At 71.6% G+C, this 22,660-nt stretch carries 21 protein-coding genes and 1 tRNA gene; 12 read left to right on the top strand and 10 right to left on the bottom strand.

The window, feature by feature from the left end; all coding sequences use genetic code 11:
- Positions 1–386 precede the first annotated feature (386 nt).
- The 7 genes from AQI95_RS33770 (at position 387) to AQI95_RS33740 (ending at position 8,151) form a co-directional block, all read left to right on the top strand.
- Positions 387–1,151, top strand: a complete 765-nt coding sequence (locus AQI95_RS33770; RefSeq protein WP_067132921.1) for an IclR family transcriptional regulator — start codon at positions 387–389, stop codon at positions 1,149–1,151.
- Between the two features lie 376 nt (positions 1,152–1,527).
- Positions 1,528–2,322 carry an MIP/aquaporin family protein gene (locus AQI95_RS33765; protein WP_067132919.1) on the top strand — a complete coding sequence of 265 codons (795 nt, stop codon included), beginning with the start codon at positions 1,528–1,530 and terminating at the stop codon, positions 2,320–2,322.
- Between the two features lie 75 nt (positions 2,323–2,397).
- Positions 2,398–3,936 (top strand): glycerol kinase GlpK, encoded by a 1,539-nt coding sequence (gene glpK, locus AQI95_RS33760; RefSeq protein WP_067132915.1) that lies wholly within the window; start codon positions 2,398–2,400, stop codon positions 3,934–3,936.
- A 40-nt stretch (positions 3,937–3,976) separates the two neighbouring features.
- Positions 3,977–5,593 carry a glycerol-3-phosphate dehydrogenase/oxidase gene (locus AQI95_RS33755; RefSeq protein ID WP_067132912.1) on the top strand — a complete coding sequence of 539 codons (1,617 nt, stop codon included), beginning with the start codon at positions 3,977–3,979 and terminating at the stop codon, positions 5,591–5,593.
- 107 nt (positions 5,594–5,700) lie between these two features.
- Positions 5,701–6,246: an SMI1/KNR4 family protein gene (locus AQI95_RS33750; protein ID WP_067132909.1), complete on the top strand. Its 546-nt coding sequence runs from the start codon at positions 5,701–5,703 to the stop codon at positions 6,244–6,246.
- Positions 6,247–6,313: 67 nt separating this feature from the next.
- Positions 6,314–6,985, top strand: a complete 672-nt coding sequence (locus AQI95_RS33745) for a FadR/GntR family transcriptional regulator (RefSeq protein WP_067132906.1) — start codon at positions 6,314–6,316, stop codon at positions 6,983–6,985.
- A gap of 164 nt (positions 6,986–7,149) precedes the next feature.
- Positions 7,150–8,151, top strand: a complete 1,002-nt coding sequence (locus AQI95_RS33740; protein WP_067132903.1) for a PAC2 family protein — start codon at positions 7,150–7,152, stop codon at positions 8,149–8,151.
- Between the two features lie 74 nt (positions 8,152–8,225).
- Here the strand turns inward: AQI95_RS33740 and mshC are convergent, their stop codons facing one another.
- The 4 genes from mshC to AQI95_RS33720 form a co-directional block, all read right to left on the bottom strand.
- Positions 8,226–9,455, bottom strand: coding sequence for a cysteine--1-D-myo-inosityl 2-amino-2-deoxy-alpha-D-glucopyranoside ligase (gene mshC, locus AQI95_RS33735; protein ID WP_067132960.1), 1,230 nt, complete (start codon positions 9,453–9,455; stop codon positions 8,226–8,228).
- A 126-nt stretch (positions 9,456–9,581) separates the two neighbouring features.
- On the bottom strand, positions 9,582–10,421 hold the full coding sequence (locus tag AQI95_RS33730; protein ID WP_079071642.1) for an SCO1664 family protein: 840 nt from the start codon (positions 10,419–10,421) through the stop codon (positions 9,582–9,584).
- On the bottom strand, positions 10,385–10,975 hold the full coding sequence (locus AQI95_RS33725) for a DUF3090 domain-containing protein (protein ID WP_067132898.1): 591 nt from the start codon (positions 10,973–10,975) through the stop codon (positions 10,385–10,387). Before AQI95_RS33725 ends, AQI95_RS33730 begins: the two co-directional genes overlap by 37 nt.
- A 98-nt stretch (positions 10,976–11,073) precedes the next feature.
- Entirely contained in the window at positions 11,074–11,760 is a 687-nt protein-coding gene (locus AQI95_RS33720) for a histidine phosphatase family protein (RefSeq protein ID WP_067132895.1), read from the bottom strand.
- Positions 11,761–11,822: 62 nt separating this feature from the next.
- On the opposite strand from AQI95_RS33720, the gene corA reads away from it, so the two are divergent.
- On the top strand, positions 11,823–12,818 hold the full coding sequence (gene corA / locus AQI95_RS33715) for a magnesium/cobalt transporter CorA (RefSeq protein WP_067132957.1): 996 nt from the start codon (positions 11,823–11,825) through the stop codon (positions 12,816–12,818).
- 15 nt (positions 12,819–12,833) lie between these two features.
- Here corA and AQI95_RS33710 read toward each other — a convergent pair whose 3' ends face one another.
- Together AQI95_RS33710 and AQI95_RS33705 are read right to left on the bottom strand one after the other, a co-directional pair.
- Complete coding sequence (locus tag AQI95_RS33710; protein WP_067132891.1) at positions 12,834–13,622, bottom strand: hypothetical protein; 789 nt, start codon at positions 13,620–13,622, stop codon at positions 12,834–12,836.
- Positions 13,623–13,898: 276 nt separating this feature from the next.
- Positions 13,899–14,954: an LLM class F420-dependent oxidoreductase gene (locus AQI95_RS33705; RefSeq protein ID WP_067132888.1), complete on the bottom strand. Its 1,056-nt coding sequence runs from the start codon at positions 14,952–14,954 to the stop codon at positions 13,899–13,901.
- Positions 14,955–15,160: 206 nt separating this feature from the next.
- On the opposite strand from AQI95_RS33705, the gene AQI95_RS33700 reads away from it, so the two are divergent.
- Together AQI95_RS33700 and AQI95_RS33695 are read left to right on the top strand one after the other, a co-directional pair.
- Complete coding sequence (locus AQI95_RS33700) at positions 15,161–16,144, top strand: aldo/keto reductase (protein ID WP_067132885.1); 984 nt, start codon at positions 15,161–15,163, stop codon at positions 16,142–16,144.
- Positions 16,141–18,351 (top strand): helix-hairpin-helix domain-containing protein, encoded by a 2,211-nt coding sequence (locus AQI95_RS33695; RefSeq protein WP_067132882.1) that lies wholly within the window; start codon positions 16,141–16,143, stop codon positions 18,349–18,351. The genes AQI95_RS33700 and AQI95_RS33695 overlap by 4 nt, the downstream gene beginning before the upstream one ends.
- Before the next feature lie 106 nt (positions 18,352–18,457).
- Here the strand turns inward: AQI95_RS33695 and AQI95_RS33690 are convergent, their stop codons facing one another.
- Positions 18,458–19,144: a hypothetical protein gene (locus AQI95_RS33690; protein WP_067132879.1), complete on the bottom strand. Its 687-nt coding sequence runs from the start codon at positions 19,142–19,144 to the stop codon at positions 18,458–18,460.
- 47 nt (positions 19,145–19,191) lie between these two features.
- On the opposite strand from AQI95_RS33690, the gene AQI95_RS33685 reads away from it, so the two are divergent.
- Positions 19,192–19,380: a DUF5703 family protein gene (locus tag AQI95_RS33685; RefSeq protein WP_014671721.1), complete on the top strand. Its 189-nt coding sequence runs from the start codon at positions 19,192–19,194 to the stop codon at positions 19,378–19,380.
- Positions 19,381–19,500: 120 nt separating this feature from the next.
- On the opposite strand, the gene AQI95_RS33680 is transcribed toward AQI95_RS33685, so the two are convergent.
- From AQI95_RS33680 to AQI95_RS33670, 3 genes are all read right to left on the bottom strand, one after another.
- Positions 19,501–20,343 carry a chaplin gene (locus AQI95_RS33680; protein WP_067132876.1) on the bottom strand — a complete coding sequence of 281 codons (843 nt, stop codon included), beginning with the start codon at positions 20,341–20,343 and terminating at the stop codon, positions 19,501–19,503.
- Positions 20,344–20,498: 155 nt separating this feature from the next.
- Complete coding sequence (chpH, locus tag AQI95_RS33675; RefSeq protein WP_067132873.1) at positions 20,499–20,732, bottom strand: chaplin ChpH; 234 nt, start codon at positions 20,730–20,732, stop codon at positions 20,499–20,501.
- Positions 20,733–20,878: 146 nt separating this feature from the next.
- Positions 20,879–22,204, bottom strand: a complete 1,326-nt coding sequence (locus AQI95_RS33670) for a M20/M25/M40 family metallo-hydrolase (protein ID WP_067132870.1) — start codon at positions 22,202–22,204, stop codon at positions 20,879–20,881.
- 265 nt (positions 22,205–22,469) lie between these two features.
- Between AQI95_RS33670 and AQI95_RS33665 the strand changes: the two genes are divergently transcribed.
- Positions 22,470–22,557 (top strand) — tRNA-Leu (locus AQI95_RS33665).
- Positions 22,558–22,660 lie beyond the last annotated feature (103 nt).

Here is a 22,660-nt window from a genome sequence, read left to right as displayed (position 1 = left end):
GCGCGGACGCACGGGTCCGGCTGTCGGCGGAAGGGGACGGTGGCAACGAGGCCATGAAAGGACTCCCTAGATGCGACGGCTGTCGGCTATGCGGGTGTCCCGGGACGGGCCCGGATACCGCACGGCGCCAGGGTAGCCGGGAGTCGGCTTGGATGGGCAGCGGCGTCCACGAGGCGGACGCCGGTGGCCCTGGTGCCACGACCGGGCCACGTGTGATGTAACAGGTGCCGTCCGACCATTAGCGGGAGGTCGGTATGGACCGGTAGTGTTCGACATTGCCGAACAGCGGGTAACGAGACGTACGACGGTGCACGACAGTGGTCGACACCGGCCGGCGGTGCGCCCGGGGTTCGGCGTCAGGCGAAGGGGACGGAGGCGGAACGGCGATGGCACGGAACATCCAGTCGCTCGAACGGGCGGCCGCGATGCTGCGGCTGCTCGCGGGCGGCGAGCGGCGGCTCGGCCTGTCGGACATCGCCTCGTCGCTGGGCCTCGCCAAAGGCACTGCCCACGGCATTCTGCGCACGCTGCAGCAGGAGGGGTTCGTGGAGCAGGACGACACTTCCGGGCGCTATCAGCTGGGCGCGGAGCTGCTGCGCCTGGGCACCACCTATCTCGACGTGCACGAGCTGCGGGCCAGGGCCCTGGTGTGGACCGACGATCTGGCCCGCTCCAGCGGGGAGAGCGTCTACCTGGGGGTGCTGCACCAGCAGGGCGTGCTGATCGTGCACCACGTCTTCCGGCCCGACGACAGCCGGCAGGTGCTGGAGATCGGCGCCATGCAGCCGCTGCACTCCACCGCGCTCGGCAAGGTGCTGTCGGCCTACGACCCGGTGGCGCACAGCGAGGCGCTGGACACCGAACGAAAGCCCTTCACCGATCGGACCGTGTGCGACGCCGAGGACTTCGAGCACCTTCTCGCCGTCACGCGCGCGCGTGGGTACGCCGCGGACGTGGAGGAGACCTGGGAGGGCGTGGCGTCCGTCGCCGCCCCCATCCACGACCGGCGCCGCATGCCCGTGGGCGCGGTCGGCATCACCGGCGCCGTGGAACGGCTGCGCCCGGACGGCGAGCTGCGCCCCGAGCTGATCGCCGCGGTGCGCGACTGCGCCCGTGCGGTGTCCAGGGACCTGGGCGCGGGACGGTTCTGAGCGCACCGCGCCGTCCGGGCCCGACAGCGGGCCGCCGGACCGCCTCTTGGGAGTCGACCGGGACGCCGGGCGACGTCTGGGATCTCGCCCTACCCTGAAATGGACATATGGGGTCAATGCCTATGTCAATGTGCGAAGAGTGATAGCCCGCAGCGATCAATAACGATCCTGTTTTCAATAACAGAACCCTTGACGCATGCGTAACGCCGAAGCAGACTCCCGTCCATCGGTCGGCATTGTCGAACACCTACCGGCAATACGCGCTAGAGTGTGACAACGCCAAGGGCCGGCATCGCTCTCACCCCCGAGGGCGCCAGAACCCCCGGCGGGACCCGGGGTTCGGCTATCCCCTGGACGAAGGACAAAGGAGTCGCGGGTGTCCAGCTCCGACATCTTCATCGGCGAGACCATCGGTACCGCCATACTCATCCTGCTCGGCGGCGGCGTGTGCGCGGCCGTCACGCTGAAGGCCTCCAAGGCCCGTAACGCCGGTTGGCTCGCCATCGCCTTCGGGTGGGGCTTCGCCGTCATGACGGCCGTCTACATCTCCGGACCGCTCTCCGGCGCGCACCTCAACCCGGCCGTCACCGTCGCCCTGGCCATCAAGGACGGCGACTGGAGCAACGTTCCGACCTACTTCGCCGGCCAGCTGCTCGGCGCGATGATCGGCGCGACCCTGGTGTGGGTCGCCTACTACGGCCAGTTCCACGCCCACCTCACCGACAAGGAGATCGTCGGCGGTCCCGGCGCGCAGGCCACCACGGCCAAGGCGGTCGAGGCCCAGGAGAAGGGCGCCGGCCCGGTCCTCGGCATCTTCTCCACCGGTCCGGAGATCCGCAACGCGGCGCAGAACCTCGCCACGGAGATCATCGGCACGGTCGTGCTGATCCTCGCGGTCCTCACGCAGGGCCTGAACGACAAGGGCAACGGTCTGGGCATCCTCGGCGGCCTGATCACCGCGTTCGTCGTGGTCTCGATCGGTCTCTCCCTCGGCGGCCCGACGGGCTACGCGATCAACCCGGCCCGTGACCTCGGCCCGCGCATCGTGCACGCCCTGCTGCCGCTTCCCAACAAGGGCGGTTCCGACTGGGCCTACGCCTGGATCCCGGTGGTCGGTCCGCTGATCGGCGGCGCAATCGCTGCAGGCATCTACAACGTCGCCTTCGCTTAAGAAGCGAACACGCTGACACAGCAGACAAGCGCCGTACGTACAGCCCCCTCTCCACGGACCTTTCAGGAGCACACAGTGACCGACGCCCACACCGCAGGCCCGTTCATCGCCGCGATCGACCAGGGCACGACCTCCTCGCGCTGCATCGTCTTCGACAAGGACGGCCGGATCGTCTCCGTCGACCAGAAGGAGCACGAGCAGATCTTCCCGAAGCCGGGCTGGGTCGAGCACAACGCCAACGAGATCTGGACCAACGTCCAGGAGGTCGTCGCCGGCGCCGTCGCCAAGGCCGGCATCACCCGTGACGACATCAAGGCCATCGGCATCACCAACCAGCGCGAGACCACCGTGCTGTGGGACAAGAACACCGGCGAGCCCGTCCACAACGCGATCGTCTGGCAGGACACCCGCACCGACGCCCTCTGCCGGGAGCTGGGCCGCAACGTCGGCCAGGACCGCTTCCGCCGCGAGACCGGCCTGCCGCTGGCCTCGTACTTCGCCGGGCCCAAGGCCCGCTGGCTGCTGGACAACGTCGAGGGCCTGAAGGAGCGCGCCGAGGCCGGCGACATCCTCTTCGGCACCATGGACACCTGGGTCATCTGGAACCTGACCGGTGGTGCCAACGGCGGCAAGCACGTCACCGACGTCACCAACGCCTCCCGCACGCTTCTCATGAACCTGCACACGATGCGGTGGGACGAGAAGATCGCCGAGTCCATCGGCGTGCCGCTGCAGATCCTGCCCGAGATCCGCTCCTCCGCCGAGGTCTACGGCGAGGTCACCGGCGGCAAGCTCGGCGACCTGCTCGGCGGCATCCCGGTCGCCTCCGCGCTCGGCGACCAGCAGGCGGCCCTGTTCGGCCAGACCTGCTTCGCCGAGGGCGAGACCAAGTCCACCTACGGCACCGGCACGTTCATGGTGATGAACACCGGCGACAAGATCATCAACTCCTACGCCGGTCTGCTGACCACGGTCGGCTACAAGATCGGTGACCAGCCGACGGTCTACGCCCTGGAGGGCTCGATCGCCGTCACCGGCTCGCTGGTGCAGTGGATGCGCGACCAGATGGGCCTGATCTCCACCGCCGCCGAGATCGAGACGCTCGCGCTCTCCGTCGAGGACAACGGCGGTGCCTACTTCGTGCCGGCCTTCTCCGGTCTGTTCGCCCCGCACTGGCGTTCCGACGCCCGCGGTGTGATCGCCGGTCTGACCCGGTACGTCACCAAGGCGCACCTCGCGCGCGCCGTCCTGGAGGCCACCGCCTGGCAGACCCGGGAGATCGCCGACGCCATGGTCAAGGACTCCGGCGACGAACTGGTGGCGCTCAAGGTCGACGGTGGCATGACCGCGAACAATCTGCTGATGCAGACGCTCTCCGACGTCCTGGACGCGCCCGTGGTGCGCCCGATGGTCGCGGAGACCACCTGCCTCGGCGCCGCCTACGCCGCCGGTCTCGCCGTCGGCTTCTGGTCCAGCACCGACGAGCTGCGCGCCAACTGGCGCCGGGCCGCCGAGTGGACCCCCCGCATGGACGCGGAGACCCGCGACCGTGAGTACAAGAACTGGCTCAAGGCCGTCGACCGGTCCATGGGCTGGATCGAGGACGAGAGCTGAGCTGACCTCCGACAGCTCTGACGAGGAGTAAGTACCCGACATGACCAGTCAGTCCACCCTGCAGTCCGTGCCTGCCCTGGGGACGCACCCGGCCTCCGGCTCCAACCCGAGCCGCGCCGAGACCCGGGAGCAGCTCTCCAAGGCGTCGTACGACCTTCTGGTGATCGGCGGCGGCATCCTGGGCATCTCCACCGCCTGGCACGCCGCGCAGTCCGGCCTGAGGGTGGCTCTGGTCGACGCCGGCGACTTCGCCGGCGCCACCTCCTCCGCCTCCTCCAAGCTGCTCCACGGCGGTCTGCGCTATCTGCAGACCGGCGCGGTGAAGCTGGTGGCGGAGAACCACTTCGAGCGCCGTGCGGTCTCCCGCCAGGTGGCCCCCCACCTGGCGAACCCGCTCACCTTCTACCTCCCCGTGTACAAGGGCGGGCCGCACGGCGCGGCGAAGCTCGGCGCGGGCGTCTTCGCCTACTCCGCGCTCTCCGCGTTCGGTGACGGCGTCGGCCACCTGCTCTCCCCGTCCCGGGCGGCGCAGGACGTGCCGGAGCTGCGCACCGAGAACCTCAAGGCCGTGGCCGTGTACGGCGACGACCAGATGAACGACGCGCGCATGGCGCTGATGACGGTCCGGGCGGCCGTCGAGGCGGGCGCGGTCGTCCTCAACCACGCCGAGGTCACCGGCCTGCGCTTCACCAAGGGCCGGGTCACCGGTGCCGAGCTGAAGGACCGGCTGTCCGGCGAGGAGTTCGGCGTCGACGCCCGCCTGGTGCTGAACGCGACCGGCCCCTGGGTGGACCACCTGCGCACGATGGAGGACCCGAACGCGGCGCCGTCCATCCGCCTGTCCAAGGGCGCGCACCTGGTCCTCAAGCGCACCTCCCCGTGGAAGGCCGCGCTCGCGACCCCGATCGACAAGTACCGCATCACCTTCGCCCTCCCGTGGGAGGACATGCTGCTGCTCGGCACCACCGACGAGGAGTACGAGGGCGACCCGGCGGACGTGTCCGTCAACGACAAGGACATAGCCCAGATCCTGGACGAGGCCGCGTTCTCCGTGCGCGACCAGCAGCTCCAGCGCGACCTCATCACCTACGCCTTCGCCGGTCTGCGGGTGCTGCCGGGCGGCCCCGGCGACACCTCCAAGGCCAAGCGCGAGACCGTGGTGACCGAGGGCAAGGGCGGCATGCTGTCCGTGGCGGGCGGCAAGTGGACGACGTTCCGCCACATCGGCCGCACGGTGATGAAGAAGCTGGAGTCGCTGCCGGGCCACCCCCTCGGCGACGACTTCGAACCGATCTCCTCGCTGCCCAAGCGGCTGCCGCTGCCCGGTGTCGCCAACCCGCGCGCGGTCGCGCACCGGCTGCTGGTCGACCACCCGGCGCCCGGTCCGCGGATGGCCGCCGACACCGCCAAGCACCTGGCGACCCACTACGGTTCGCTGGCCTTCGACATCGCCCGCCTGGCGAACGAGAACCCGGACCTGGCCGGGCGCGTCCACCCCGACGCGCCGGAGATCTGGGCGCAGGTCGTCTGGGCCCGTGACCACGAGTGGGCCGAGACGGCGGACGACGTGCTGCGCCGCCGTACGACGTTGACCATCCGCGGCCTGGCCACGGACGAGGTCCGCGCGAAGGTGCAGGACGTGCTCGACAAGAAGTAGCCCGGCACGCCGAGAGGGGCGGCTCCACTGCGGTGGGGCCGCCCCTCTCGCATGCGGCGTCCGCCCGCGGCGAGGGCGTTGTCGGTGCCGGGTGCTTCCATGGGGGCATGAACGACGATCAGGCGGATCCGGTGGAACTGGCCGCCCTGCGCGAGGCGTTCGGCGTCGACGGCTGCGGTGCGTCGGCGCTGGGCTGGGAGCGGGTGCGGGCCTTCGAGGCGGAGCACGGGGTGGTCCTGCCGGAGCCGTACCGGACGTTCGTCGCCACGGTGACGGACGGATCCTTCCAGGGACCACCGGAGTACGGACTGCTGGCCCTCGCCGAGGGCGGCGGCGGACAGCGGCTGGGCGAGCCGTTCCCGCTCACCCGGATGTGGCTGTGGGAGCAGGACGACGGCCCCTACGAGGATCCGGACGCCGTCATCGAGCAGGTGGCCCGCGACGGCTCGATCGTGCTGGGCACGGACGGCTGCGGCATGGACTGGCATCTGATCGTGAGCGGCCCCCACCGGGGTCACATATGGCAGATCACCGGTGAGGGCGCGGTCCCGTTCGGCGCGCGGTTCGGTCACACCACGGCCGAGGCTGGCTTCGCGGGCTGGGTGCGGCACTGGGCGGACGGCAGGGAGTGGTTCGACGGTCCGGCCGCATGACGGGCGCCGCATAATGTGCTGAGACATCCGATGTCTGAGGCATGGGGCGGGCGACAGGAGGCCGGACATGGCAGTCACCGACGAGGCGATCGAGAAGATCAAGGACATGATCGTCTCCGGTGCGCTGCGCCCCGGAGACCGGCTGCCCAAGGAGAGTGAGCTGGCGGCCGAGCTGGGGCTGTCCCGCAACTCGCTGCGGGAGGCCGTACGGGCCCTGTCGCTGATCCGGATCCTGGACGTGCGCCAGGGCGACGGCACCTACGTGACCAGCCTCGATCCGCAACTGCTGCTGGAGGCGATGAGTTTCGTCGTGGACTTCCACCGCGACGACACCGTGCTGGAGTTCCTGGCGGTGCGCCGGATCCTGGAGCCGGCCGCGACGGCGATGGCGGCCTTCCGGATCGGCGAGCGGCAACTGGACGCCCTGTCCGCCCAGTTGGACGCGCTGGGCGAGGAGCCCTCGGTGGAGGAGCTGGTCGCGGCCGATCTGGAGTTCCATCGCGGCATCGTGCGCGGCGCCGGCAACTCGGTGCTGTGCTCGCTGCTGGACGGGCTGTCGGGGCCGACGACACGGGCCCGGATCTGGCGGGGCCTGACGCAGGAGGACGCGGTGGGCCGCACCCTGCGTGAGCACCGGGCGATCCTGGCCGCGCTGCGCGACCGGGACGCGGAGGCGGCCCGCTCCTGGGCGACCGTGCACATCGCGAGCGTGGAGCAGTGGCTTCGCAGCACACTGTGAACGTCCGTGCGCAGCCCGCGCGCTCCCGGTTGACACGGGGTGTTCGACGGCGGCGAACGGGGCAGTGATCCGGTCACTGCCCCACGCAAGGGGGCTGCGGGCGCCCCCGCCGGACGCCGTAAGGTTGGTGAGTCAAGCGAGGGCACGTCGGAAGGAGGCACTGGGTGATCGAGCTGGAGGGGGTTCCCGAGCTGATCGACCCAGTCATGGTGGCCGCGTTCGAGGGCTGGAACGATGCCGGCGACGCCGCCTCCACGGCGGTCGCGCATCTGGAACGCGAATGGAAGGGCGAGGTGTTCGCGGCGCTGGACGCCGAGGACTACTACGACTTCCAGGTGAACCGCCCCACGGTGTTCATGGACGGCGGAGTGCGCAAGATCACCTGGCCGACGACAAGGTTGTCGGTGGTGCGGGTCGGCGGCGAGAAGCCGCGCGATCTGGTGCTGGTCCGCGGCATCGAACCGTCCATGCGCTGGCGCTCGTTCTGCAACGAGCTGCTCGGCTTCGCGCACGAGCTGGGCGTGGAGCTGGTGGTCATCCTGGGCGCGCTGCTCGGAGACACCCCGCACACGCGTCCGGTGCCGGTCAGCGGGGTCACGTCCGATCCGGACCTGGCGCAGCGGATGGACCTGGAGGAGACCAAGTACGAAGGCCCGACGGGCATCGTCGGCGTCCTGCAGGAGGCGTGCACGCACGCCGGGGTCCCGGCGGTGTCGCTGTGGGCGGCCGTCCCGCACTACGTCTCCCAGCCGCCCAACCCCAAGGCCACGCTGGCGCTCCTCAACCGCCTGGAGGACCTGCTGGACCTGCGCATCCCGCAGGGCGAGCTGCCGGAGGACGCGCGTGCCTGGCAGGTCGGCGTGGACCAGCTGGCCGCCGAGGACAGCGAGGTCGCCGAGTACGTCCAGACGCTGGAGGAGGCCCGGGACACCGCGGAGCTGCCGGAGGCCTCGGGCGAGGCGATCGCCCGCGAGTTCGAGCGGTATCTGCGGCGGCGGGACGTCGGTTCGCCGGGCGGCCACGCGACCGCGGACGGCGCGGACGGCGGCTCCTGGCTGCGGGACACCCCCAGTGGGAAGAACCGGGCGCCGAAGCCCCCCAAGCCGGACAGCTCCGACAGCCCCGACGGTTCCGAGGGCGACGACGAGGACAGCCCGGAGAACTGAGGAAAGCCCGGAGGGCTGAGGTACGCGAGAGGGGCGGTTCCCGGCCGGGAACCGCCCCTGTGGCTTGAGGGTGTCTAGAGCGCCACGCCCAGCAGCGCGTCCACCGCCCGGGTCACGAGACCGGGGGCGCCGATGTCGCCGCCGCCCTCCTGCTGCTGCCGGGCCGCCCAGCGGTCCACGGCGGCCAGCGCGGCGGGCGCGTCCAGGTCGTCGGCGAGGGCCTCGCGGACCTCCTCGACGAGCGCGTCGGCGGACGGGCCGTCGGGCCGGGAGACGGCGGCGCGCCAGCGGCCGAGGCGGGCCACGGCGTCCTGGAGGACCTGGTCGGTCCACTCCCAGTCGGCGCGGTAGTGGTGGGCGAGCAGCGCCAGCCGGATGGCGGCCGGGTCGACGCCGTCCCGGCGCAGCCGCGAGACGAAGACGAGGTTGCCCTTGGACTTGGACATCTTCTCGCCGTGCAGGGCCACCATGCCGGCGTGCACATAAGCCTTGGCCATGGGGAACTCGCCGGTGAGCACCTGGGCGTGCGAGGCGCCCATCTCGTGGTGCGGGAAGGCGAGGTCGGAGCCGCCGCCCTGGACGTCGAAGCCCATGCCGAGGTGGTCGAGGGCGATGGCGACGCACTCGATGTGCCAGCCCGGCCGGCCCCGGCCGAGCGAGCGGCCGTCCCAGCTGGGCTCGCCCTCGCGGGCGGCCATCCACAGCATCGGGTCGAGGGGGTTCTTCTTGCCCGGGCGGTCCGGGTCGCCGCCGCGCTCGGCGGACAGCAGCCGCATGGCGGCCGCGTCGAGGTTCGAGACCTGGCCGAAGTGCGGGTCGGACTCGACGGAGAAGTAGATGTCGCCTTCCAGCTCGTAGGCCGCGCCGAGTTCGCGCAGTCGCTCCACGAGCGGGACGATGCCGGGTATCGCCTCGACGGCGCCGATGTAGTGCTGGGGCGGAAGCATCCTCAGTGCGGTCATGTCCTCGCGGAAGAGAACCGTTTCCTTCTCGGCGAGGGCGACCCAGTCGACACCGTCCCGCTCCGCGCGCTGCAGCAGCGGATCGTCGACGTCGGTGACGTTCTGGACGTAGTGGACCTGCCGCTTGGTGTCGAGCCACACGCGCTGAACGAGGTCGAACGCGTTGTAGGTCGCCGCGTGCCCCATGTGGGTGGCGTCGTACGGCGTGATGCCGCAGACGTAGATACGGGCGACGGGACCGGGGTCGAGGGTGACGAGGCCGCCGGTCGCGGTGTCGTGGATCCTCAGGTCGCGGCCCTGACCAGGCAGGGCGGGGACCTCGGAAGCGGGCCAGGCATGCATGTACATGAGCCTAACCGGCCGTCGGCCGCGTATACGAACGGGATCGGGCCGGACGGCCGGTTAGGCGCTCTTGCACATCGGCGCACGATGTGCTCACGGTGCCCGACCGATGGCCGCCGACCGGGCTCACACCGGTGGCCAGGGGATGGCCGGCCACTCCCCACCGGGTTCGGGGTGCACTCCCGCGGAGAGGAGATCGCCGACACGCGCGCGTGTGGCGTCGATCTCGGCGGCGGTGATCAGTCCGGTCAGGCGCTCGCCCAGTGCCCCCGTGAGGGCCCCGTGCAGGCCCGTGAGGACGTCGACGGCCTCCGCGGTCAGCGGCTCGCCGGCCCAGCCCCACAGCAGCGTGCGCAGCTTGTTCTCGACGTTGAAGGTGACGCCGTGGTCGATGCCGTAGAGCCGGCCGTCGGGGGTGGGCAGCAGATGGCCGCCCTTGCGGTCGGCGTTGTTGATGACCGCGTCGAGGACGGCGAGCCGGCGCAGCCGCTCGTCGTCGGCGTGCACGAGGAGCGCGGTACGGCCCTCGGCGACCTCGGCGAGACCGATCGCCTTCCAGCCCGGCTCCGGTTCCTCGGCGTCGACCAGGGCCAGCAGTTCCGACTCTGCCTGGACGTCGACCCACTGCTGGCACATGCCCTCGCCGTACGGCCCGTCGCGCAGCACGGTCGGCGGGACGAGCCCCCAGCCCGTGGCCTCGGAGACCTCGTAGGCGGCCACCTCGCGACCGGCCAGGGTGCCGTCGGGGAAGTCCCACAGCGGGCGCTCCCCGGCCACCGGCTTGTAGATGCAGGAGGCTTCCCGGCCGTCGAGGGCGACCGTGCAGAACAGCGCGGCGTTGGACGCCTCGCGGATCCGGCCGCGCACGGTCAGCTCACCCTGCGCGAGCAACGCGGCCGCGGCCGCGTCGGCCCCCGTGTCGGCGGCCGTCACGCTCCGCGGCGGTATCCGTTCTGGCGCGGACATACGTGTCCTTCCGGATCGAGCGGGAGGCTGCACAGCGGACACGGCGGCCGCCCGGCGTTGACGACGTCGAGGGCACGCTTGGCGAAGGCCCTGGCCTGCGCGCCGGTCAGCCGGACCCGCAGCATCGGGGGCCCGTTCTCCTCGTCCTGGAGCAGCCGCTCCTCGGCCTCGGCGAGGTCCTCCTCGGTGTCGGCGTCCAGCTCCACGAGGGCCTGCGCCTCGACGATCATGCGCTGTTCCTCGCCGTCCCAGGCCAGTGCCATGGTGCCGACGCGGAACTCCTCCTCGACGGGGCTCTCCAGCGGGGCGGTGTCGGCGACCTCGGTGGGTGCCATGGCGGGCACGGCGGCGCTGCCGCCGCTACGCCGTACGACCTCGTCGAGCAGTTCGTCCATGCGCTCGGCGAGGGCGGCCACCTGGGTCTTCTCCAGAGCCACGCTGGTCACCCGGGCGCCTGCGATGGCTTGGAGGAAGAACGTACGGCGTCCGGGCAGTCCGACCGTGCCGGCCACGAAGCGGTCCGGCGGGTCGTAGAGGAACACCTGACGGGACACGTCCTGTCTCCATTGGATTCGAGAGTTTCAGCGGGGCGGGAGTCTCAGCGGGCCGGTCCGCGACGGTGCGGACCGCTTCACCCTACTGCGGCCGACGATCACGGTGCGCCCGCACCACCCCCGACCGGTGCGTCGCTCTCACCGGGCTCCTCGCGCGGGGCGAGCGAAGCGAAATCCCCGGTGTCGCCGAGGCGAACGAGAAACGGCCGCAGGCGGGTGTAGCGGATCGCGGTGACGGAACACGGCTCCACGGAGATCCGCTGGAACAGGTCGAGATGGAGGCCGAGGGCGTCGGCGACCAGTGATTTGATGATGTCACCGTGGGAGCACATGAGGTACACGGCGTCGGCGCCGTGATCGCGCTCCACGCGCGCGTTCCACTCGCGTACGGCTTCGGCGGCGCGGGTCTGCATGGCGCGCAGGGACTCGCCACCGGGGAACGCGGCGGCCGACGGGTGGGCCTGGACGATCTCCATCAGCGGCTCGTCCATCAGCTCGGCGAGCTTGCGGCCGGACCAGTCGCCGTAGTGGCACTCCCCGATCCGGTCGTCGGTGTGGGCGCGCAGCTCGGGTCGGGCCTCCAGCAGTGGCCGTACGGTCTCCTGGCAGCGCTCGAGGGGGCTCGTGACGACTTCGGAGATCGGCAGCCCGGCGAGCCGGGCGGGCAGGGCGGCGGCCTGTGCGGCGCCGCGCTCGTCCAGTGCGACGCCTGGCGTCCAGCCGGCGAGCAGACCGGAGGTGTTGGCGGTGGAACGTCCGTGCCTGACGAGGATCAGCGTGGGCATGCGGCCCAGGGTAGGCGCATCATCACATGCATCGGGGACCGGGCGAAGGGAGAATGCGCAGCGTGATCGTCGATTGCGCCATCTACCGGCACGGGCACCGCACGGAGGGCCCGGAGGACCTGTCCGACGCGCTCGCCGAGGCCCGGGCGGCGGGCGGGTTCGTGTGGATCGGCCTGTACGAGCCGTCCGAGCGCGAGTTCGACCTGGTCACCCAGGAGTTCGCGCTGCATCCGCTGGCGGTCGAGGACGCCCTGAACGCGCATCAGCGGCCGAAGCTGGAGGTGTACGACGACTCGCTGTTCATGGTGCTGAAGCCGGTTCTGTACGACGCGGACAGCGACACCGTCTCGGCCGGCGAGATCATGGTCTTCATCGGTGACTGCTTCGTGGTCACCGTCCGTCACGGCGAGCACTCGCCGCTCGCCGCCGTACGGCACCGGCTCGAGGAGGAGCCGGAGATGCTCGACAAGGGCCCGACGGCCGTGCTGTACGCGATCTCCGACGCTGTCGTCGACCACTATCTGGTGGTGGCGACGGAGCTGGGCACCGATCTGGAGGAGCTGGAGGCGGAGGTGTTCCGGCCGGAGGGCGGCGGTTCGCGCCACACCGCCTCACGGATCTACGGCTTCAAACGGCAGATCCTGGAGTTCCGCCGGGCCACCGGACCGCTGTCGCCGCCGCTGACCCGGCTGGCGGGCACCGGGCCGTTCGGGGGCACGGTGCCCTTCGTGCACGACAAGGCGCGCCCGTTCTTCCGGGACGTCGGCGACCACCTGCTGCGGGTCAACGAGTCCGTGGAGGCCCTGGACCGGCTGGTGTCGGACGTCCTCGCGGCGCATCTGGCGCAGATGAGCGTGCGGCAGAACGACGACATGCGGAAGATCTCCGCGTGGGCGGCGATGGCCGCGGTCCCCACGATGATCGCGGGAATCTACGGCATGAACTTCGACCACATGCCGGAGCTGCACTGGCTGTGGGGGTATCCGGCGGTGATCCTGCTCATGGCCGCGCTGGAGGTGCTGCTGTACCGGCTGTTCAAGCAGCGCGGCTGGCTGTGAGGCCCGCAGCGCGGCTCAGGCGAACTCGTGGGCGGGGGCGGCGGGGCCGCCGAGGGCGTCCAGGCGCTCGGGCATGCTGAGGCCGACCATGCGGTGCCAGCCGGCGAGGCGCTCGTAGGCGTACGTCGCGTGGATGCCGGCCGCGAGCAGCGCGTACTTGGACCTGGGCCAGCCGAGGATGCGGCCCATGTGGGCCATCACGGCGAGGCTGACGTCGCGGTGGACGCGGATCTCGGTGAGGGCGCACCGGCGCAGGGTGTGCTGGATGAGCCGGCCGTGCCCGGCGGCGGCGAACCGCAGCAGTTCCTCGTGGGTGTAGGCGAGGTGGTCGCCCTCGTCGCTCGCGATCATGCGTACGGCCCTGCCGATCCCGGGATGATCGGCGAAGTGCCGCAGGAGCAGGTCCATCTGCTCGGCGGCGCGCTGCTCGGCGACGCGGCTGTGGGAGAGGTAGACGATGATGTCCCGCACGGTGAGCGGCTTGTCCCGCCGCAGCTTGTCGTGGGCGAGGCCGATGCCGCTGCGCTCCAGGAGCATCGTGTAGTCGGTGTCGGGCGGTACGGCGACGGGGATGAGACCGCGCTTCCTCATCAGCGCCTCGAAGATGCGTCCGTGCTTGTCCTCGTCGGCGCCGTGGCGGGCGATCTTCGGGGCCAGCGCGCGTTCGCTGCTCGGTACCAGGGAGGCGATCCGGCCGTTCTCCCAGCCGCCCTGAGACTCCCCGCCGGCGGCGATGGAGCAGAAGAGCCGGAACAACTCGTCGTTGTCGAGGATCTCCTGGAACAGATTCCGGGCCGACAGCATGGGCGTCACCTCTCCGCAAGACTCCGCAGCGTCCACGGAATTCCGCAGAATCCCTCCGCATTCCGCCGCATTTCACTGCATTCCGCGATATTCCGCAAAGAAAGAGTCAAATGCGGGCGAAGCGGAATCGCAACACGGGTGTCGGACGACTCGGCCGAAAGAAGGAACACCGGGGTCGTAACCGGGCGGCGCCCGGCGCGTTGTTCCCGATGACGGCCGTGGCGGGGAAGACCCCCGAGCCCCCACCACGGCCGCTGGAATCCCCTACGACAGGCCCTAGGCCAGCCCGGCGCGCTCCAGGGCCTCGCTGCCGGCGCGCAGGGAGGCGATCCGCTCCTCCAGGGTGAAGCCGGCCGGGGCCAGGCTGAGCGTGGTGACACCGGCGGCGGCGTAGGCCTTCATCCGGTCGGCGATCCGGTCGACGGACCCGAGCAGGGTCGTCTTGTCGATGAGGTCCTGCGGAATCGCGGCCGCGGCACCGGCCTTGTCCCCGGACAGGTACTTCTGCTGGATCTCGGCGGCTTCCTTCTCATATCCCATGCGCTGGGCGAGCTGGTTGTAGAAGTTCTGCTTGGCGCTGCCCATGCCGCCGACGTACAGCGCGGTGTAGGGGCGGAAGGTGTCGGCGAGACGGGCGACGTCCTTGTCGTCGCCGACGGCCAGCGGCAGGGTCGGGCAGATGTCGAACCCGTCGAGGGCCTTGCCGGCCTTCTCCCGCCCCGCGCGCAGATACGTGACGGTGGTGTCCTCGAGGTGCTCGGCGGACGGGAAGATCACCAGCGCCCCGTCGGCGATCTCACCGGTCTGCTCCAGGTTCTTCGGGCCGATCGCGGCGATGTAGAGCGGGATGTGCTCGCGCTGCGGGTGGACGGTCAGCTTGATCGGCTTGCCCGGTCCGCCCGGCAGCGGCAGCGTCCAGTGCTCGCCCTCGTACGTCAGCCGCTCGCGCGTCATGGCCTTGCGTACGATCTCGACGTACTCACGCGTGCGAGCCAGCGGCTTGTCGAACCTGACGCCGTACCAGCCCTCGGAGACCTGCGGGCCGGAGACGCCGAGGCCGAGCCGGAAGCGCCCGCCGGAGAGCGAGTCCAAGGTGGCCGCGGTCATCGCCGTCATCGCGGGCTGGCGCGCCGGGATCTGGAAGATGGCGGAGCCGACGTCGATGCGCTCGGTCTGCGCGGCGACCCAGGACAGCACCGTGGCCGCGTCGGAGCCGTACGCCTCGGCGGCCCAGCACACGGAGAAGCCCAGCCGGTCGGCCTCCTGCGCGACGGCCAGATTGTCCCCGTCCATTCCGGCACCCCAGTAGCCGAGGTTGAGCCCGAGCTGCATGCCGATTCCCCTTACCCATGAGTAATGTCCCTGTGGGGGCGACCTTAGCGCGGGGGTGGGGGTCGGCGGCAGAGGCATCGGGCCGGGAGCCGGGGCAACGCACCCGCACAGCCGCGCCCCCGCCCGGCTCCGGCCAGGGAACCCGCGCGAAACCGGTTGTCCACAGGCCACCCACCGCACGGGTTCTGGCCAGTAATCTCGCCCGCATGGAGCAGAGGCATCTCGGCCGTACCGGCCTGCGCGTGTCCCGGATCGGACTCGGCACCCTCACCTGGGGCCGGGACACCGACGAGCACGACGCCGCGGACATGCTGAAGGCGTTCTGGGAAGCCGGCGGCACACTCGTCGACACCGCGGACGTGTACGGCGACGGGGAGGCCGAGTACCTGCTCGGACAGCTGATGGACGGCCTGGTGCCACGCCGGGACCTGGTGATCTCCACCAAGGCGGGCAGCGTCCCCGACCCCGACCGCCGCTTCGACGGCTCCCGCGGCCACCTGCTCGCCGCACTCGACGCCTCACTCGCCCGCCTGGGCACGGAGTACGTCGACCTGTGGCACATCCACGCCTACGACCCCGAGACCCCGCTGGAGGAGACGCTCCAGGCCCTCGACATAGCGGTGAGCAGCGGCCGCGCCCGCTACGCCGGCGTCTCCAACTTCTGCGGCTGGCAACTCGCCAAGGCGGCCACGTGGCAGCTCGCGGCGCCCGGCGTCCGGACCCGGCTGGCCGGCACGCAGTTGGAGTACTCGCTGCTGCAGCGGGGCGTGGAGCGCGAGGTGCTGCCCGCGGCGCTGGATCTCGGCGTCGGCCTGCTGCCCTCCTCGCCGCTCGGCCGGGGCGTCCTGACGGGAAAGTACCGGCACACCACTCCCCCGGACTCGCGCGGCGCCTCCGAGCATCTGGCGCCCTTCGTCGAGCCGTATCTCGACGACACCGCGACGCGCATCGTGGACGCGGTGACGACGGCCGCCGACGGGCTCGCCGTCACCCCGCTCCAGGTGGCACTCGCCTGGGTGCGGGACCGGCCGGGCGTGGCCGCGCCGATCGTCGGCGCGCGCAACGCGCAGCAGCTCACGGCGGCGTTGTCAGTGGAGGCCCTTAGTCTTCCTGACGAGATCTGCAGAGCGCTGGACGATGTGTCGGCGCCCCTGCACCGCTATCCCGATCACGACTGGAGCACGCTGTGAGCACGGAGCCGGAGACCACGGAGGAAGCCGGGCCGGGGACGCCGGACACACCTGGGACGGGCGACGGGGGGACGAGCGGAGCCGAGGACGCGGGCGGCGTCGGCGCGGGCGCCGGCGCGGATCCAGCCGGCTCGGACGACGCGTCCGGCGAGGAAGCCGGCGCCGATGGAGCCGGCGGCGGTGACGGCGCAGCCGGCCAGGTGTCCGAGGCGGAAGCCGAATTGGCGGCGCAGCGGGTTGAGCGGGAGCGGATCGAGCGGCGCAAGGCGGAGAAGAAGAGCCCGATCGAGAGCGGCACCAAGCTCAGCGGCACGGCGGCCGATCTGCTCGCGGCGGTGCGGGCGGTGGAGACCGGTGAGAAGCCGGTGGCCACGGTGTTCGCCGAGCCGGCTCCGGAACCGCGCCGCCCGGCTCCGGAACCCGTGCACCGGCCGCAGCCCGCGCCCGCCGCCGTCGCCGCGGCCCCCGCCCAAGAGACGGTGGAGGGCGTCCGCGGGGTGCTTGCCGAGGGCGGCGCGCCCGAGTCCCTGGCCCCCCAGGTGGCCGCGGCTCTCGGCGAGGCAGCCGGGGCGGCGCTCCGCGAGGACCCCTGGCAGCTGCTGCGGGTCGGCGGCGTACGGCCCGACCAGGCCGACGGGTTCGCGCGGGCGCTGCTCGGCGAGGCCCGCGGCCCGGACGACGAGCGGCGGGACCGCGCGGTCACCGTCTGGCTTCTGGAGCAGGCGGCCCTGGCCGGGCACACCGCGCTGGAACTGCCCACGCTCACCGCGGCATTGGGCCGGCAGAGCGTGCCGGACCCGGACGCGGCGGTGCAGAGCACACTCGCGGAGGGCGAGGCCCTGGCGTTCCAGGACGCCCTGGAGGAGCCGGGAGCCGCCGCCCCGCAGAAGCCGGACGAGGGAGAGGCTGAGAGCGAGGAGGAACGCCCGGTCCGGGTCCTCGTCGGCCTGGAGCGGTACGCGCTGGCCGAGGAGAGCCTCGCCGACGGTCTGGCCCGGCTGGTCAACTCGCTGTCCAAGGAGAGCGATCAGGCCTGGCAGGCGGCCGCGGGCGCCGTCACCGGCGGGGCGGCCGAGCTGGTCCGGGCGGTGGCCGGGCACGGTCTGGTGCTGCACACCGGCGCGGAGGCGGCGCGCACCGAACCGGCCGCGCTGCTCGGTGCCGCGCGCGCCGCGGGCCTGCGGGCGTTCGCCGTCTGCCACACGCCCGACGGACGCCACCGCCTGACCGGTCTGCCCGGAGCGGCCCCGGCGGAGCGGGGCGTGGGTACGGTCGCCGGTCTGCTGTCCGGGGCCGAGGGACCGGGCCGGGACGCGGACGGCGCGCTGGAACTGGATCTGCTGATCGTGCTGGACGCGCCGCAGCTCGATGTGGAGAGCGCCGCGATGCTGGTGGAGTCGCTGCCCGACGGGGCCCGGCTGGTGCTCAGCGGCGACCCGGCGGTGCTGTGGTCGGCCGGGCCGGGGCGGGTCTTCGCCGATCTGCTCGCCGCCCGCGTGTGCCCGCAGATCGCCTCCCGCGTCCCCGACCCGGGCCCGATCGGCGAGTTGGTCTCGGGCATCGGCGTCGGCGAGCTGAACCAGGTCGAGGCTCCGGGCAAGGAGATCGTCATCGTCCCGGTGCGGGACGCGGCCGAGGCCGTGCACCGCACGGTCCAGCTGGTCGCGGACTCGGTGCCGCGGGCGATCGGGGTGCCGGCCGACCAGACCGTGGTGATCACCCCGGGGCACGGCGGCGCCGCGGGCACCCGCGCCCTCAACTCCGCGCTGAAGGAACGCGTCAACCCCGGCCCCGGCCGGTTCGGCGGCTTCGACCCCGGCGACCGGATCGCCTACTCCCCCGCCCCGGGCCGTACGGTGCCGGGCGTGGTGGTGAAGGCCGATGCGCAGGGGTTGCACCTGTCGTGCGCGGACGCCCCGGTGATCGTGCCGCGCGAGCGGGTGGAGGGCGCCGTGCGGCACGGCTGGGCGCTGACCGCGCACCAGGCGGTGGGCGCCCGCTGGCCCGCGGTGGTCGTGGTGCTGCCCGGCGATGCGGCGCAGACGCTCAGCAGACCCTGGGTGTACACGGCCTTCGGCCGGGCGGAGCGGCATCTGTCCGTCGTCCACGGAGTGGAGCAGGCCCTGCCGAAGGCGGTGGCGCAGACGCAGGCCAAGCCTCGCACGACCCGCTTGCAGACGCTGTTGCGTACACAGGTCCCGGCGTAGTCCTTCGCCCGACCGGACCGCGCCCGGTCGAGACGGCGCGGTCCGGCGGGACCGAACCGGCCGCGGGCCGCTCGGCCCCGCCGGACTCGGTGCCGCCGGACGTCGCTCACTTCTCGGCGTCGAGCGGCTCCAGATCCTCGTCCTCGACGAACTCGAGATCGTCCTCCTCGTCGCCCTCGGAGACGTCGTCGTCGAACACCGCGCTCACATCGAAACGGCACACCACCCGCTGCGCATCGACGTGGTCGAACGGCGCCTCCAGCCACTCGCCCGCCTCGGGTGCCTCGTCCGCCGCGGTGACCCAGAGCGTGGAGTCGCCCTCCTCCAGGCCGAACTCCTTGTGCCGGGAGGCGATCTCGTCCGGTTCGAACTCACCGAACAGGACGCCCAGCGCCCCGGGAACCGTACCGGCGGCATCCTCGGCCAGGCCGCCGGCGGCGTCGTACTCCGCCGCCTCGACCCGCTGGGCCTGCGCCAGCAGCCGCTGTGGTTCCGCCACGGCGTAGTCGCGGCGGATCAGCACACTGATCGCGTTCGGCTCCTCGGGGCCCGCGTAAGGCGGCAGCTCCTCGGACCCGGGGATCTCGAAGGGCGTGACCTCGTCGTAGCGGTCGTAGAGCAGCTCGTCGTACACCTCGGCGGCCGCGGCCAGCTGGTTGAACGCCTCAAAGACAGCCGGGTCGTCCTCCCCCGACCTGCGTTCGACGGCCGCCAGATGACGATCGAGCGCGGTCTTGACCGCCTCGGCGGCGGCGCGTACCTCGGCAGCGGTGGGCTGCGCAGCATCAGACATAGTGCAGACGCTATCCGTACCGGGCCCCAGCCCGCACAATAGATGCGATGCCGGAATACGAATTTGTCGACGTGTATGTGCCTCGCGGGGTGTCCCGCAAGGAGGCCACACGTCTGCTGACGGACCATGCCGAGTACGGACACTGGGAGTTGGACCGACTGAGCCTGCTGCGTGACGGCAGCCGCAGGGTGCGGTTGCGCCGACGGATCATCCGCCAGGTGCGTGCCACATGGTGAGCCCGGAGAGCTGAACGGAGCGGGCCCGCCGTCATGGCAGGGCCCGCTCCGATGTGCCGCACGTCACGGCTCACCGCGCGATGCCGGTCTCTCCGGACGCGGTGTGTTCGGCGTGGACGGTCAGGCCGTGGCCCGCGCCTTGCGGTAGAGCACCGCGCCCGCGAGCAGCGCGCCCGCGCCGACCGGCAGCGCGAGACCGACCGGCAGATCGCTGCCGGTGTGGGCGAGCTGGCCGTTGGTCAGGGGCTGGGTGGAGTGGCCGCCCTGCTGCCCGACCGGCGTGGACCCCTGGGGGCTGTGGGGCGTGTGGCCACCGTTGCCGGGCGGGGTCGTCGGGTGGCCCGGATGGCCCGGCTGACCGGGGTGCCCAGGATGACCCGGGTGTCCCGGCTGGCCCGGGTGGCCGGGGTGTCCCGGCTGACCGGGATGGCCCGGGTGGCCAGGATGACCCGGGTGGCCCGGGTGACCGGGGTGGCCCGGCTTCCCGGGCGGGTTTCCGTGGCCGCCGCCCGGCGGCTGGGTGTGGTGGCCGCCGCCGTTGGTGCAGTCGTTGCCCGTCGTGCCGTTGCCGACACCGATGACGTCCACGCTGTTGCCGCAGACGTTCACCGGCACATCGATCGGCGCCTGCACGGTGTTGCCGGAACCGACGCCCGGCGAGCCGCCGGTGCGCCCGCCCGCGTGCGACCCGCCGGAGCCGCCGTGGCTCCCCGAAGTGCCGCCGTGGTTGGTGCAGCTGTTGCCCACCGACGGGTTGAGCAGCCCGACGACGTTCACGGTGTTGCCGCACACGTTCACCGGCACGTGCACCGGCGCCTGCACCGTGTTGCCGGACAGTACGCCGGGCGAGCCGGCGGCGGCGCCGGACGCGCCCGCGTCGGCGTGGGCATAGCCGCTCGCGGCGGCGATCACACCGGTGGCCGCCGCCATCGTCATCAGGCCCTTGCGGGTGCCCTGTCGCATGTTCTGATTTCCCCTGCCTTCGATCCTGCTGTGCCTCGCGATATGCGAACCGCGCGGATCGTGACTCCGCGCAAGAGGCCGGTCGGCCCCGGAGCGCAAGGCACGCGCTCCGGGGCCGACGGCTCGAAAATGACGCCCCCCTCAGGAGGTCGGCGTCACTTGTTGACGCAGGTGTTGCCGAAGGCGGGGTTCAGGAGCCCGATCACGTTGACCGTGTTGCCACAGACGTTCACCGGGACGTGGATGGGCGCCTGAATGACGTTGCCGGAGACAACGCCCGGGGAGTGCACAGCGGCACCCTGGGCTCCGGAGTCTGCGACGGCGAGGCCCGCGCCCGCGAGAACCAGCCCACCGGTGGCAGCCGCAGCAGCGACGACCTTCTTGATCATTATTCCTCCTTGTTGGCAATACGACTCCAAGGCGCGGAGTCACATCACCTGTAACGAGGAGGAACTAATGAAGCTACGAACCGATCGTCGCATTCACTCGTTCCAGTCGATCCCGTACGCGCGCCCGAATATCCAGGCCCAGAACCTCACGACGCGTCGATGAACCGGTCCAGCACCCGCACCCCGAACCGCAGCCCGTCGACCGGCACCCGTTCGTCCACGCCGTGGAACATGCCCGCGAAGTCCAGCTCCGGCGGCAGCTTCAGCGGGGCGAAGCCGAAGCCCCGGATGCCGAGGTCGTCGAAGGACTTGGCGTCGGTGCCGCCGGAGAGCATGTAGGGGATCGCCTTGGCGGTGGGGTCCTCGGCGAGCAGCGCGGACTGCATGGCCTCCACCAGCGCCCCGTCGAAGCCGGTCTCCACGGCCTTGTCGGCGTGCACGTCCTCGCGCCGGACGTTCGGGCCGAGCAGCCGGTCGAGATCGGTAAGGAACTCGTCCTCGTAGCCGGGCAGGAAGCGGCCGTCGATGTGCGCGGTGGCCTCGCCCGGGATGACGTTGACCTTGTAGCCGGCGTTCAGCTGGGTCGGGTTGGCGGTGTTGCTGAGGGTCGCGCCGATGAGCTTGGCGATGCCGCCGAGCTTGGCGAGGGTGGACTCCATGTCCTCCGGGTCCAGCTCGGTGCCGAGCGCGTCGCCGAGTTCGTCGAGGAAGGCCCGGGTCGTCTTGGTGACCCGCACCGGGAACTTGTGCCGGCCGACGCGGGCCACGGCCTCGGACAGTTCGGTGATGGCGTTGTCCCGGTGGATCATGGAGCCGTGCCCGGCGGTGCCGGCCACGGTCAGCTTCATCCAGTGCATGCCCTTCTCGGCCGTCTGGATCAGATAGAGCCGACGCTGCTCGTTCACGGTGAACGAGAAGCCGCCGACCTCGCTGATCGCCTCGGTGACGCCCTCGAAGAGGTCCGGGTGGCGGTCGACCAGGTGGCGGGCGCCGTAGGTGCCGCCGGCCTCCTCGTCGGCGAGGAAGGCGACCACGATGTCGCGCGGGGGCCGCCGGCCGCTGCGCAGCCGGTCGCGCACGACCGCGAGGGTCATCGCGTCCATGTCCTTCATGTCGACGGCGCCGCGCCCCCACACGCACCCGTCGGCCACCTCGCCGGAGAACGGGTGGTGGGTCCAGTCGTCGGCGTTGGCCGGTACGACGTCCAGGTGGCCGTGGATCAGCAGCGCGGGCCTGGACGGGTCCTCCCCCTCGATGCGGGCCACGGTCGAGGCGCGGCCCGGGTGCGACTCGTAGATCTGCGGTTCCAGCCCGACCTCGGCCAGCTTCTCGGCGGCCCACTCGGCGGCCTGCCGCTCGCCGGGGCCCGAGTGGTCGCCGTAGTTGCTGGTGTCGAACCGGATCAGCTCGCGGCAGAGGTCCACGACCTCGTCCTCGCCGGTGACGCTCCTGGCCGTGTCCGTCTCGCTCACGTGCTTCCTCCCGCTGTCACTGCTGCTGTCGCGTCGGCCGCGTTCGCCCGGCGTGCCGGCCGGGCCGGCGCGCCGGTGGTCCTTTCATCCTCTCTCCGCCCCGCCCGCCGCCCAAGACCGGTCCCGGCCCGTCACACACCGTTCACGCGCCACCGGCCGGCGTCGGCGGGGGGTGATCAGCCACCCCGGAAAGCCTGGTAATGTTTCCTTCGTCGCCGCGAGGGAAACCCCGCCGAAAGGGAATCCTCCGCATGACACACACCTTGTCCGGGTGGCGGAATGGCAGACGCGCTAGCTTGAGGTGCTAGTGCCCTTTATCGGGCGTGGGGGTTCAAGTCCCCCCTCGGACACCAGTGAGGGCCCCTGTTGATCAGGGGCCCTCAGTCGTGTGTGTGGGCCATCTCTCCTCCGGCCTCAAGATCAGCAGGTCAGCGACGCGAGACGGCCCGTACCACT

Source organism: Streptomyces yokosukanensis (genome assembly GCF_001514035.1).
GTDB lineage: Bacteria > Actinomycetota > Actinomycetes > Streptomycetales > Streptomycetaceae > Streptomyces > Streptomyces yokosukanensis.
Note: the sequence above shows the minus strand (reverse complement) of the source record. Positions and strands in the feature narration are given on the sequence as shown.

Excerpts from the sequence above, each read along its gene's own strand:
- AQI95_RS33770 (WP_067132921.1), top strand. The coding sequence starts at position 387 with ATGGCACGGAACATCCAGTCGCTCGAACGGGCGGCCGCGATGCTGCGG.
- AQI95_RS33755 (WP_067132912.1), top strand. The coding sequence starts at position 3,977 with ATGACCAGTCAGTCCACCCTGCAGTCCGTGCCTGCCCTGGGGACGCAC.
- AQI95_RS33750 (WP_067132909.1), top strand. The coding sequence starts at position 5,701 with ATGAACGACGATCAGGCGGATCCGGTGGAACTGGCCGCCCTGCGCGAG.
- AQI95_RS33745 (WP_067132906.1), top strand. The coding sequence starts at position 6,314 with ATGGCAGTCACCGACGAGGCGATCGAGAAGATCAAGGACATGATCGTC.
- mshC (WP_067132960.1), bottom strand. The coding sequence starts at position 9,455 with ATGCATGCCTGGCCCGCTTCCGAGGTCCCCGCCCTGCCTGGTCAGGGC.
- AQI95_RS33730 (WP_079071642.1), bottom strand. The coding sequence starts at position 10,421 with ATGTCCGCGCCAGAACGGATACCGCCGCGGAGCGTGACGGCCGCCGAC.
- AQI95_RS33720 (WP_067132895.1), bottom strand. The coding sequence starts at position 11,760 with ATGCCCACGCTGATCCTCGTCAGGCACGGACGTTCCACCGCCAACACC.
- AQI95_RS33710 (WP_067132891.1), bottom strand. The coding sequence starts at position 13,622 with ATGCTGTCGGCCCGGAATCTGTTCCAGGAGATCCTCGACAACGACGAG.
- AQI95_RS33705 (WP_067132888.1), bottom strand. The coding sequence starts at position 14,954 with ATGCAGCTCGGGCTCAACCTCGGCTACTGGGGTGCCGGAATGGACGGG.
- AQI95_RS33700 (WP_067132885.1), top strand. The coding sequence starts at position 15,161 with ATGGAGCAGAGGCATCTCGGCCGTACCGGCCTGCGCGTGTCCCGGATC.
- AQI95_RS33690 (WP_067132879.1), bottom strand. The coding sequence starts at position 19,144 with ATGTCTGATGCTGCGCAGCCCACCGCTGCCGAGGTACGCGCCGCCGCC.
- AQI95_RS33685 (WP_014671721.1), top strand. The coding sequence starts at position 19,192 with ATGCCGGAATACGAATTTGTCGACGTGTATGTGCCTCGCGGGGTGTCC.
- AQI95_RS33680 (WP_067132876.1), bottom strand. The coding sequence starts at position 20,343 with ATGCGACAGGGCACCCGCAAGGGCCTGATGACGATGGCGGCGGCCACC.
- chpH (WP_067132873.1), bottom strand. The coding sequence starts at position 20,732 with ATGATCAAGAAGGTCGTCGCTGCTGCGGCTGCCACCGGTGGGCTGGTT.